This window comes from Arthrobacter sp. Y3225116 (genome assembly GCF_059091245.1).
On the sequence record NZ_JBNHGL010000080.1, the window covers coordinates 1 to 11,713 of the forward strand.

Here is an 11,713-nt window from a genome sequence, read left to right on the forward strand (position 1 = left end):
GCGCCGACATGGGCGGCTGGCTGGTGGTGCCGGCCATCGCCGCGCTGGCGACGTCCACCGCATCTGCACCGGCATCGACGGCGGCCAGCAGCGTCGCCAGCTGGCCCCCGGCCGTGTCGTGGGTGTGCACGTGCACCGGCAGATCGAACCGCTCGCGCAGCGCCGCAACCAGCTTCGCCGCGGCCGCCGGACGCAACAGGCCGGCCATGTCCTTGATCGCCAGGATGTGCGCGCCGGCGTCGACGATCCGCCCGGCCAGCTCCAGGTAGTAGTCCAGCGTGTACAGGTCCTCCGCCGGATCCAACAGGTCCCCGGTGTAGCAGAGCGCGACCTCTGCCACGGCGGTTCCCGTCTCCCGCACGGCCCGGATCGCCGGCTCCATCTGGGAGACGTCGTTGAGCGCATCGAAGATCCTGAAGATGTCGATGCCCGTGGCGGCAGCTTCCCGGACGAACGCCGTGGTGACTTCCTCCGGGTACGGGGTATAGCCGACGGTGTTCCGCCCGCGCAGCAGCATCTGCAGGCAGATGTTCGGCATCGCCTGGCGCAGCGCCGCCAGCCGCTCCCACGGGTCCTCGCCTAGGAACCGCAGCGCGACATCGTAGGTTGCGCCGCCCCACGCCTCGACCGAGAGCAGCTGCGGGGTGAGGGCCGAGACGGCGGGGGCGGCGTTGAGCAGGTCCTTGGTGCGTACCCGGGTAGCCAGCAGCGACTGGTGGGCGTCACGGAAGGTCGTGTCCGTGACCGCCACGGCTGTCTGGGCCCGCAGCGCGGCCGCGAACTTCTCCGGGCCCAGTTGCTGCAGCCGCTGCCGGGAGCCGGACGCCGGAACGGCCGTCAGGGCACCGGTGGCCTCCAGCGCCTGCCTGGCGGGTTCGGGCAGCTTCTCCACCGGTGCCGTGGACACCGGCAGCTCACCGTGCGGTTTGTTGACGGTGACGTCCGCCAGCCAGGTCAGCAGCTTGGTGCCGCGGTCGGCCGAGACCCGGGCCTGGAGCAGTTCCGGCCGCTCGTCGATGAACGAGGTGGCGACGTTGCCGGCCAGGAAGTCCGGGTCCTCCAGCACCGCCTGCAGGAACGCGATGTTCGTGGAGACGCCGCGGATGCGGAACTCGGCCAGGGCACGCCTGGCGCGAGCGGCCGCCGTCGCGAAGTCGCGGCCGCGGCAGGTGAGCTTGACCAGCATCGAGTCAAAGTGCGGGCTGATTTCGGCCCCGGTGTAGATGGTTCCGCCGTCCAGCCGGACACCGGCGCCGCCGGCCGACCGGTAGGCGGTGACCTTGCCGACGTCGGGACGGAAGCCGTTGGCCGGGTCCTCGGTGGTGATACGGGACTGCATGGCGGTGCCGTTGACGGACACGGCCTGCTGGGACAGGCCCAGGTCGGCCAGGGTCTCGCCCGCGGCGATGCGCAGCTGGGACTGCACCAGGTCGACGTCGGTGATCTCCTCGGTCACCGTATGCTCCACCTGGATGCGCGGGTTCATCTCGATGAAGACATGCTGCCCGGCCCGTTCACCGACCGTGTCCACCAGGAACTCGACCGTGCCGGCATTGGTGTATCCGAGCGCCTGCGCGAACGTGACCGCGTCCCGGTACAGTGCCTGCCGGATGCCCTCGTCCAGGTTGGGTGCGGGGGCGATTTCGATGACCTTCTGGTGCCGGCGCTGGAGCGAGCAGTCGCGTTCGAAGAGGTGCATGACGTTGCCCTGCCCGTCGGCCAGGATCTGCACTTCGATGTGGCGCGGCCGCAGTACGGCCTGTTCAAGGAAAACGGTGGGATCGCCGAAGGCCGTGTCGGCTTCCCGCATGGCAGCCGCGAGGGCGTCCGGCAGATCCTTGCGGCTGTCGACCCGGCGCATGCCGCGGCCGCCGCCGCCGGCAACCGCCTTGACGAAGATCGGGAAGCCGATCTCCTCGGCTTCGGCCAGCAACTTCTCCGGATCGGCACTGGGTTCGGTGGACTTCAGCACCGGAATCCCGGCCCGGCGGGCTGCCTGCAGGGCATGGACCTTGTGCCCCGCGAGCTCCAGCACATCGGCCTTGGGGCCGACGAAGGCGATGCCGGCACCGGCAGCGGCGCGGGCCAGCTCGGGATTTTCGGACAGGAATCCGTAGCCCGGGTAGATGGCGTCCGCGCCGGACTCCTTGGCGACCCGGATGATTTCGTTGACGTCGAGGTAAGCCCGGACCGGATGCCCCTGCTCGCCGATCAAATACGCTTCGTCGGCCTTCTGCCGGTGGATCGAGTTGCGGTCTTCATACGGGAAGACAGCCACCGTTTTGGCGCCCAGTTCGTAGGCCGCGCGGAACGCCCTGATGGCGATTTCGCCACGGTTGGCTACCAGGATCTTTTCGAACATTTCACTCCTGCATCGTTGCCGGGTCCGGACTTGCATGCGAAACACGACCGTCCGGCGCCGGTGCCGGCGGACTCAGTGAGCCAAGTCTCACGGACGGCGAGCCGGGCTGGCAAGCCAGTGTTGCACAGATCACGCGCCGTGGCGGTTCTTGCGGGCCGCATGTTACGGCGCAAGCGGCGAAACGCCCCGGCGGCGCGGGTGGCACGGTGTGCTGCGGCGCTCCACTTATGATGAATAGGGTGCCGTGAAGACTTATCCGGCGCAGAAGCCCCACGACTCGATACGTTAGGTTTTGGTTTTTACGTGCAAGTAGTGAGCATCAGCAGCCTCAAGGGCGGGGTCGGCAAGACCTCGGTCACGCTGGGCCTGGCCTCTGCGGCGCTGGCAGCGGGAATCCCCACCCTGGTCATCGACTTGGATCCGCATGCTGACGCGACCACGGGATTAGGCGTCAAGCCGTCCCGCCAGACCGACGTCGGCCGGCTCCTCAAGAACGCGCGCAAGGCCGACCTGCGGGCCAACGTCGCCCCGAGCGGCTGGGTGGCCTCGGCTGACCCCGGCAGCGCGCCGGCTTCCGGCCGGAAGGTTCTCGACGTCGCCATCGGCTCCGCCTACTCCGGCATCTACGACCGGCCCGATCTGAGCCGCCGGGACCTGCGTAGGCTCTCCACCATGCTCTCCCGCGTGAACAACTACTCGCTGGTGCTCATCGACTGCCCGCCGTCGCTCAACGGGCTGACGCGCATGGCGTGGACGGCGAGCACCCGGGTGCTGCTCGTGGCCGAGCCGAGCCTCTTCTCCGTGGCGGGCACCGAGCGCACCATGCGCGCCATCGATTTGTTCCGGGAGGAATTCGCCCCGGACCTGAAGACGGCCGGCGTGGTGGCCAACCGTGTACGGCCCAGCTCCAACGAACACGGTTACCGGCTGGCCGAAATGAAAACCATGTTCGGCGACCTGCTGCTCTCCCCCACCATCGCCGAGCAGGCGAACTGGCAGCAGATCCAGGGGGCAGCGCATTCCGTCCACCAGTGGCCGGGTGAATCTGCACGGCAGGCGGCCGCGCTTTTCGACGAGCTGCTCAAAAACCTGACCGATTCCGGCCGGATGCGCAGCCGCGCGCTCCGCCGCCAGCCCTCCTGACAACAGGTCCCGGCCCGGGCGGCGGGTCTCCGCCCGGATCGGCGCTCAAACCCGCCGGCATCGCAAATTAAACCCGACCTGAACGCACCTTTTCACCGGGTCGCACTTTAATCAGCGGGAGGGGCCCCGGTTTCCCGGAGCCCCTCCCGCTGTTGTGTCCTGTGTGCGGTCAGCTGATCTTGCGCGCGGCGCGCCGGCGGCTCAGCTCGTCGTCGGGAAAATCCTGTTCCTCTGCGGCATGTTCGCTGGGGAGCTCGGCGAGGCTGCCTTCGACCTCTCGCCACACCCGGCCGACGGCGATGCCAAAGACGCCCTGTCCGCCCTGGACCAAGTCGATGACCTCGTCGGCGGAGGTGCACTCGTACACGCTGGCGCCGTCGCTCATGAGGGTGATCTGGGCCAGATCTTCCACGCCGCGTTCGCGCAGGTGGCCGACGGCGGAGCGGATCTGCTGCAGCGAGACGCCGGTGTCGAGCAGGCGCTTAACCACCTTCAGGACCAGGATGTCGCGGAAGCTGTAGAGGCGCTGCGAGCCGGAGCCGGACGCGCCGCGGACGGCAGGTTCCACCAGTCCGGTGCGTGCCCAGTAGTCCAACTGCCGGTAGGTGATGCCGGCTGCCTTGCATGCCGTGGGACCGCGGTAACCGGCGTCCTCGTCCAGCACGGGCAGATCTTCGGTGAACAGCAAGCCCTGGGCACTTGCGGGTATGGCAGCGCCGGTCTGCAGAGCGTGCGGCATCTCGCCTGCATCACCTTTAGGACTCACGTGAACCCTCCTTGTCGAAGTTCCCTGTGGGGAATGAGCTTCGCAGTCAGCCCAGAGGTCTGGTCTAAGTCTGCCTTGAGATGGCCTGCGGTGCAATGGGAACTGTATGCTTCGACGTTAGAACGGCGGGGGCCGCCGGTCAAAGACGCTGGCATTTTTGCTGCGGCGTGTCGGATGCCCCGGCGCCGGGCCGGGCGATTCGGGCGCCGGAACCAGATGCCGGCGACGGCTATTTCTCGAAGTCCTCGGGCTCCACGTCGGCGAGGAATTCCCTGAACTCGCGCAACTGGCTTTCCGCGTTCTCCTGCGCCGGGCCGTCGGATTCCTCATCGTCGGCCGCTTCGGCGATCTTCACCCCGGCCTCGTCCATTACCTCGTCCGCACAGTAGATCGGGCAGGGCACCCGCAGTGCCACCGCGATGGCGTCCGAGGCGCGGGAGCTGACTGTCACCCCGCCGTCAAACACCAGCTCGGCAAAGAAGACGGTGTCCTGGACCGTCACCAGGCGGACTTCGGTGATTTGCCGGCCGAGCACGTCCACGACGTCGCGGAGCAAGTCGTGGGTCATGGGGCGCGGCGGTTTGATGCCCTGCTGGGCGAACGCAATCGCGCTGGCTTCCGGCGCACCGATCCAGATGGGTATGTGTCGCTCGCCGTCGGTTTCCTTGAGCAGCACCAGCGGCTGGTTCGACGGGAGTTCAATGCGGACTCCGACAACCTCGAGTTCGAGCATGGCTTCTCCGTTCAGCGGTCCATCTGGGCCAGGTGCCCGTGAACCAGCGCCGTATGCAGGTTCAGGCACAGATCGCTGATTTCCTTGGCCGCTTCCGCGGCGCGCGCCCGGGAGGCGACGTCGCGCCGGGACGCCAGCGGGGCCACCGCACGCTCCACCAGCCCGACCTCGCGGTCTGCGGCGGCCCGGAACGGGCGGAGGTGTCGAGGTTCGATGCCATGGCTGCCCAGCTGCCTGCAGGCCCGCACGACCTTGAGTGCGTGTTCGTCGAAACAGGCGTCCTGGGCGTGGATCAGGCCGTAGGCCAGAAGGTCGTCCACGAGTTCCGTGGAGGCTCCGCTGGCCTGCAGGAGCTCGGCCCGGGTGAGCGCCCGGCCGCGTCCGTTCAGTTCTGCCGCCAGCGGCTCCGAGACCATCCGGGGGGCCAGGGACATACCGCCGGGCAGGGCTTCCGGCCGCTCGCCACGATCGATCGCGTCCAGGTAATCCTTGATGACCTTGAGCGGCAGGTACTGGTCGCGCTGCAGGGCCAGCACGAAACGGAGGCGTTCAACGTCCTGGCCGGTGTACTTCCGGTAGCCGGCCGGCGTCCGCTGGGGACTGATCAGCCCCTTTTCCTCCAGGAACCGGATCTTGGAGGCCGTGATCTGCGGGAAGTCCTCCGTCAGCTGTTGCAGCACCTCGCCGATATTGAGGACGCTGCTGCGGTACCCCTCCCGGGACGCCCCGAGGGTGCGCCGTGCTGGCTGGGACCCGGGCACCGGTTAGCCCTGCCCCTTTGCCGCCGTGCCTGCGTAGTAGGTCAGGCGGAACTTGCCGATCTGCACCTCATTGCCTGTCCGCAGCTGCAGGCTGTCCACACGGTCGTTGTTCACGTAGGTGCCGTTGAGGCTGCCGGAGTCCACCACCATGAAGCCGTCGCCGGAGCGGCGGAATTCCGCGTGCTTGCGCGACACCGTGACGTCGTCAAGGAAGATGTCCGCTTCCGGATGCCGGCCGGCGGTGGTGACGTCCTGGTCCAGCAGGAACCGGGCCCCGGCGTTCGGGCCGTCGTGGGCTATCAGCAGCGCCGACCCCGCCGGCAGCGCGATCACCGATGCTTCCTCTTCGCGGGAGAGCCGCGGTTTGGCCACGTGGGCCAGGGTCTGCGGCGGCAAAGAGATGGATGTGGTTTCCGCGTGCGCCTCCGGGTTCCGGCTGTCGCCGTTCCCGTTATCCGTGGCGTTGCGAGCTTCGCCCACCATCAATAGTTCCTCCCGTAAAAATGTAGCGGCCAACCGGTTCAGGACCGGTTGGCCGTCGAGTGGCTCCGGTAGCTCCTAGCCTACCTGCTGTTCATACTCCGGGGCACTGAGCAAGGTCTCCAGCGCCGCCGGATCCGACAGCTTGACCTCCAGCAGCCACCCCTCCCCGTACGGATCGGAGTTGATCAGGGCCGGGTCGGTCTCCAGGGCGTCGTTGACGGCCGCGACCTCGCCGCTGACCGGAGCGTAGATGTCGCTGACGCTCTTGGTCGATTCCACCTCGCCGATGACCTCGTTGGCGGTGATGGAGGAGCCGGCTTCCGGCATCTGCACGTAGACCACATCGCCGAGGGCGTCCTGCGCAAAGTCGGTGATACCCAGGCGCACCGTACCTTCGGCGTCGGCGGCAGCCACCCACTCATGCTCGGCTGTGTACTTCAGGTCGGCAGGAATATTGCTCATCGGTTGCCTTTCTCGCACCATGGACGGCCAGTTGCTCCGGCAAGGAACCCTTTCCCCGCCATCGCTGAAAGTATAGGCATACAGGGCCTTGCACAAGCCAATGGAAAAGGGACCCGGCCCTCGCGGACCGGATCCCTTGCTGTCGGGTTGACAGGATTTGAACCTGCGACCCCTTGACCCCCAGTCAAGTGCGCTACCAAGCTGCGCCACAACCCGAAGTTCCGCCTTCATGCAACCGGCGGAACTACCTCAAATACTGTACAGCATTTTTCCCTGCGTCATGACCACCCGGCGCCACCGCGGGCGGCGGGGCCGGTGCCCTAACCCCCCGATCCGCGGGCGGCGGCGCCGGGGTTGGGCCCCGGCCCGGGGCCGGATCAGTGCTTGCGGGACCGCTTCTCGCGCACCCGCATGCTGACCTCGATCGGGGTGCCTTCGAAGCCGAATGTTTCACGCAGCCGGCGGGTGATGAAGCGGCGGTAGCCGGGGTCCAGGAAACCGGTGGTGAACAGCACGAACTTCGGCGGCCGCGAGGAAGCCTGCGTGCCGAACAGGATGCGCGGCTGCTTGCCCCCGCGTACCGGGTGCGGGTGGGCCGCGACCAGTTCGCCCAGGAAGGCGTTCAGGCGGCCGGTGGGGATGCGCTTGTCCCAGGACTCGAGGGCACGGTCCAGCGCCGGGACCAGCCTGTCCTTGTGCCAGCCGGTCTTGGCCGAGATGTTCACCCGGGGCGCCCAGTCCACGTGGGCCAGGTCCTGCTCGATCTCGCGTTCGAGGTACCGGCGGCGGTCGTCGTCCAGCAGGTCCCACTTGTTGAAGGCAAGCACCAGGGCCCGGCCGGAATCGATGGCGAGCTGCAGGATGCGCACGTCCTGCTCGCTGAGCACCTCGTCCACGGCCAGCAGCACGACGGCGACCTCCGCCTTTTCGAGCGCGGCCTGCGTGCGGAGCGAGGCATAGAAGTCGGCGCCTTGCTGCATGTGCACGCGGCGCCGGATCCCGGCCGTGTCGACGAAGCGCCACGTCCGTCCGCCCAGTTCGATCATTTCGTCGACCGGATCGCGGGTGGTGCCGGCGATCGTGTCGACCACTACCCGCTCGCTTCCGGCCAGCTTGTTTAGCAGCGACGATTTGCCGACGTTCGGGCGGCCGATCAGGGCGATCCGCCGGGGGCCTCCCGTGCGCTCGAGTCCCCCGTAGGCCGAGAATTCGGGCAGCACCTCCAGGGCCGCGTCGAGCATGTCGGCCGTTCCCCGGCCGTGCAGTGCCGACACGGGATAGGGCTCGCCGAAACCGAGGCCCCACAGGGCTGCGGCTTCGGCTTCCTGGGCCAGGTCGTCCACCTTGTTGGCCACCAGGATGACCGGCTTCTTCTTGCGGCGCAGCATCTTCACCACCGCCTCGTCCGTGGCCGTGGCGCCGACGTTGGCGTCGACGACCAGCAGGACGGCGTCGGCCATGTCCACTGCGATTTCGGCCTGGTCGGCGACGCGGGCGTGGATGCCGCGGGCGTCATGCTCCCAGCCGCCGGTGTCCACCAGGGTGAAGGGGCGTCCGTTCCAGTGGGCCGAGTAGGAGACCCGGTCGCGGGTGACACCGGGGGTGTCTTCGACGACTGCCTCGCGCCGGCCCAGGATCCTGTTCACCAGCGTCGACTTGCCCACATTGGGCCGGCCGACGATGGCCAGCACCGGGGCCACCCGGAGCGGTTCGTTGTCGGGGACGGGTTCTTCGGCCGCGGCCAGCAGCGCGGCGTCGTCGTCGTCAAGGTCGTATTCGGCCAGGCCGGCGCGCAGCGACGCGGCGCGCAACTCGGCTTCGTCGTCATCGATCTCGAGCATGTGCTCGGCGATCTGGTCCTCGCCCGCCGGACGGTATTCCTCGTCGGCCGGCCGGTCCGCCGGGGAGGATCCGGGCTGGGTGTCACTCATCGTCTGTTCCTTCTGGGTAGGCAGCAAGCCGGTTGTCGTCGGGGGCGTGGTTGGCCGGAAGCGGCTGCCCGGTGAGCGCCACGCTGTGCCGGACATGGCCGGACAGCTGCCGGCGGATCTCTTCGGCTGCAGTGTCCATTGAAACACGCCCGGACACCGAGGGCAGCCGCCGGTAGGTCTGCGGGGAGCCGAATCCCAGGTGGAAAACGCGGCCGGGGCGAGGGATGGCATCCCGCTGCCCGCCGGTGATCCTGGTGCCGAGGGCAGCCGCCGGCACCACGGGGGCACCGCTGTTCAACGCCAGCCAGGCCACCCCCGGGCTGAGGGCGGCGGCGGGTTCAGTGTGCGGCATGCCGGACGACGGCGAGCACCGCTTCGACGGTTTGTTCGAAGTCCAGATCGGATGAATCCACCGTGAAGACGCCGTCGGCGGCCTCGGAAAAATTCACCACGGTCGAATCCTTGGCGTCGCGGGCCAGCACCTGCTCGTGCAGGTCGGCGTCGCTCTGCGTTCCGCCCAGCTGGAGGCCGCGACGGCGCAGCCTTGCCTCTTCGCTGGCGGTCAGCAGCAGCCGCACCTCGGCGTCGGGAGCGACGACCGTAGTGATGTCGCGGCCCTCGGCCACGATCCGGCGGCCGGAGTCGGCGATGATCTGCTGCTGGCGCCGGACCAGTTCGGCCCGTGCCCCCAGCGTCGTGGCCACGGCGCTCACGGAGGCGGAGATTGACGGCTCGCGGATTTCGTCGGTGATGTCCGTGGAGCCGATGCGCACGTATTCGTCGTCGGGGTGGGTGCTGATCTGCAGGTCGACGTCCTTGCTGGCCTGTTCGATGGCCGCCGCATCCGCCAGGTCCACACCGGTGTTGACGCAGTACCAGGTCACGGCACGGTACATGGCGCCGGTGTCCAGGTAGGACGCGTGCAGCCGCCGTGCGGTTTCCTTGCTGACGGACGACTTGCCGGAGCCCGACGGCCCGTCGATGGCAACCACCAGCGCCTTGCCCTGCCGGTAACGAGCCATATCCACTTCCGCCGCGCTCATTGCACAACCTTCCATCCACGTGAGGTCAAGTAATCAATTAATTCGTGCCGCTTGCTGGGCAGCACGGCAAGCTCCGCCAGCCCCACCGGCTGGCCCGCCGAGTGTTCCAGGCGCAGGTCTTCCAGGTTGATGCCCACCTCGCCGATCTCGGTCAGCAGGCGGGCGATTTGGCCCGGCGTATCGTCGACCAGGACGGTCAGCCACGCGAACGCCTGCGGAGGAGCGCCGTGCTTGCCGGGAATCCGCGCCTGGCCGGCGTTGCCTTCGCTGATCAGCTGGGCCATGTCCAACCGGGAGCCGTCGGCCTCGGGGTGCTCAAGCGTCCTGATCAGCCGTTCCAGGTCTTCGCGGACGCCGTACAGGACGTCCACGAGCCGAGACGCGTTCGCGCCGAGGATCTGCACCCACAACGCCGGGTCGCTGGTCGCGATCCGGGTGACGTCGCGCAGGCCCTGGCCGGAAAGGGACAAGGCATGCGCCGGCGTGTCTTGCAGCCGGCTGGCCAGCAGCGAGGACATCACTTGCGGCAGGTGCGAGATCAACGCCACGGCGGCGTCATGTTCGTCGGCCGACATGCGGGAGACCACCGCGCCCAGGTCGATCGCCAGCGCGTGCGCGGTCTTCACCGCCCCCGGCGAGGACAACTCCGACGGGCACAGGACCCACGGCATCGACGTGAAAATCTCGCCGCGGGCTGCCACGGGGCCGGACTTCTCCCGCCCAGCCATCGGGTGGGTACCCACGTAACGGCCCAGGTCCGCCTCCGCCAGGTCCGGATCCTTGGCCAGCGCCTCGAAGACGGCCGTCTTGACGCTGGCAATATCCACGACGACGGCGTCCGGGTAGTCGCGCAGAGCGCGCGACACGACGGCGGCGGTGACATCCGGGGGCGCCGCGACGACGACCAGCTGGGGCTCCACCCTCTCGCCGGCGGGCAGGATCCGGCCGGCACCGATATCCTGCGCCACCGCCTGGGCCGACGGCGAGGGGTCAGAGAGCAGGACGTCGATGCCGCGGGCCCGCAGGCCGAGCCCGATGCTGGCTCCGAGCAGCCCGGTTCCCATCACCAGGACCGGCCCGGACAGGTGGGTCGCCTGCGCGTGTGCCGGGTTCACCGGCTACATCCCCACCAGGGCCAGCAGGTGCCCTGCTTCCTGGCGGCCGAGGGCGCGGATGCTGCCCTGTCGCTGGTCGCCCAGGCGGATGGGGCCGAACTGGATCCGGACGAGCCGCTCCACGGGGTGGCCGACGGCGTCGAACAGCCGCCGCACGACGCGGTTCTTGCCCGAATGCAGCACGACTTCCACCAGGACGTGTCCCGGCGTCGAGTCGACCAGCTTGAACGAATCGACCGAGGACACGCCGTCTTCCAGCTCGATCCCGGATTTCATCCGCGCCCCGACGCCGTGCGGCATGGGCCCGCGGACCTGCACCAGATACGTCTTGGGGACCTCGTAGGACGGGTGGGTGAGGCGGTTGGCGAGTTCGCCGTCGTTGGTCAGCAGCAGCAGGCCTTCGGTGGCCTGGTCCAGCCGCCCCACATGGAACAGCCGCTGGCCCTGCTGCGGCTTGAGGTAGTCGCTGATGCAGGGGCGTCCCTCCGGGTCCTCCATGGTGGAGACAACGCCCTTTGGCTTGTTGAAGACCAGGTACGTCAGCGTCTCATCCATCTGGACGCGGATGCCGTCCACATGGATGACGGCGCGGGACGGGTCGACGCGCAGGCCAAGTTCGCGCACGGTCACTCCGTCCACCTCGACCCGGCCGGCCTGGATCAATTCCTCGCACACCCGGCGGGAGGCCACGCCCGCGCCGGCGAGCACCTTCTGCAGGCGCACGCCCTCGGGATCGTGCAGCTCGGAGGCCGCCCCCGCTCCCGCCCGCGAGGGACGGTCCGGGCGGCTGACCGGTCCGAGGTTCTGGCCGAACCGCTCCCGTCCGAAGGGCCGCGGCCCGGCGGGACGCTGCGGCTGCCCGCCGCGAGACTTGCCGGCACCGGCCTTGCCGCCGGTCTTGCCGCCGGCCGGTT

12 protein-coding genes and 1 tRNA gene are annotated in these 11,713 nt (G+C 68.6%); 1 reads left to right on the top strand and 12 read right to left on the bottom strand.

Annotated elements, in window-relative coordinates:
- Positions 1-2,362, bottom strand: a 2,362-nt coding sequence (locus AC5RV2_RS09450; protein WP_494092120.1) for a pyruvate carboxylase, incomplete at its 3' end; no start/stop codon positions are given.
- 303 nt (positions 2,363-2,665) lie between these two features.
- Between AC5RV2_RS09450 and AC5RV2_RS09455 the strand changes: the two genes are divergently transcribed.
- Complete coding sequence (locus tag AC5RV2_RS09455; RefSeq protein ID WP_494092121.1) at positions 2,666-3,505, top strand: ParA family protein; 840 nt, start codon at positions 2,666-2,668, stop codon at positions 3,503-3,505.
- A gap of 169 nt (positions 3,506-3,674) precedes the next feature.
- On the opposite strand, the gene AC5RV2_RS09460 is transcribed toward AC5RV2_RS09455, so the two are convergent.
- The 11 genes from AC5RV2_RS09460 to AC5RV2_RS09510 all read right to left on the bottom strand — a co-directional run.
- On the bottom strand, positions 3,675-4,271 hold the full coding sequence (locus AC5RV2_RS09460; protein ID WP_493999446.1) for a MerR family transcriptional regulator: 597 nt from the start codon (positions 4,269-4,271) through the stop codon (positions 3,675-3,677).
- Between the two features lie 229 nt (positions 4,272-4,500).
- On the bottom strand, positions 4,501-5,004 hold the full coding sequence (locus tag AC5RV2_RS09465; RefSeq protein WP_494092122.1) for a bifunctional nuclease family protein: 504 nt from the start codon (positions 5,002-5,004) through the stop codon (positions 4,501-4,503).
- A gap of 11 nt (positions 5,005-5,015) precedes the next feature.
- Complete coding sequence (ftsR, locus tag AC5RV2_RS09470; protein WP_494092127.1) at positions 5,016-5,693, bottom strand: transcriptional regulator FtsR; 678 nt, start codon at positions 5,691-5,693, stop codon at positions 5,016-5,018.
- A 75-nt stretch (positions 5,694-5,768) separates the two neighbouring features.
- A complete protein-coding gene (locus AC5RV2_RS09475; protein ID WP_494067592.1) occupies positions 5,769-6,248 on the bottom strand; it encodes an FHA domain-containing protein in 480 nt (159 codons plus the stop codon).
- A 75-nt stretch (positions 6,249-6,323) separates the two neighbouring features.
- Positions 6,324-6,710 carry a glycine cleavage system protein GcvH gene (gcvH, locus tag AC5RV2_RS09480; RefSeq protein WP_494067591.1) on the bottom strand — a complete coding sequence of 129 codons (387 nt, stop codon included), beginning with the start codon at positions 6,708-6,710 and terminating at the stop codon, positions 6,324-6,326.
- Between the two features lie 142 nt (positions 6,711-6,852).
- Positions 6,853-6,926: transfer RNA gene (locus tag AC5RV2_RS09485), tRNA-Pro, on the bottom strand.
- A 161-nt stretch (positions 6,927-7,087) separates the two neighbouring features.
- A complete protein-coding gene (gene der, locus AC5RV2_RS09490) occupies positions 7,088-8,641 on the bottom strand; it encodes a ribosome biogenesis GTPase Der (protein ID WP_494092123.1) in 1,554 nt (517 codons plus the stop codon).
- Positions 8,634-8,993 (bottom strand): hypothetical protein, encoded by a 360-nt coding sequence (locus AC5RV2_RS09495; RefSeq protein ID WP_494092124.1) that lies wholly within the window; start codon positions 8,991-8,993, stop codon positions 8,634-8,636. The genes der and AC5RV2_RS09495 overlap by 8 nt, the downstream gene beginning before the upstream one ends.
- On the bottom strand, positions 8,980-9,684 hold the full coding sequence (gene cmk, locus AC5RV2_RS09500; RefSeq protein ID WP_494092125.1) for a (d)CMP kinase: 705 nt from the start codon (positions 9,682-9,684) through the stop codon (positions 8,980-8,982). Before cmk ends, AC5RV2_RS09495 begins: the two co-directional genes overlap by 14 nt.
- Positions 9,681-10,748: a prephenate dehydrogenase gene (locus AC5RV2_RS09505; protein ID WP_494092128.1), complete on the bottom strand. Its 1,068-nt coding sequence runs from the start codon at positions 10,746-10,748 to the stop codon at positions 9,681-9,683. The genes cmk and AC5RV2_RS09505 overlap by 4 nt, the downstream gene beginning before the upstream one ends.
- Positions 10,749-10,802: 54 nt before the next feature.
- Positions 10,803-11,713, bottom strand: a 911-nt coding sequence (locus tag AC5RV2_RS09510; RefSeq protein ID WP_494092126.1) for a pseudouridine synthase, incomplete at its 5' end; no start/stop codon positions are given.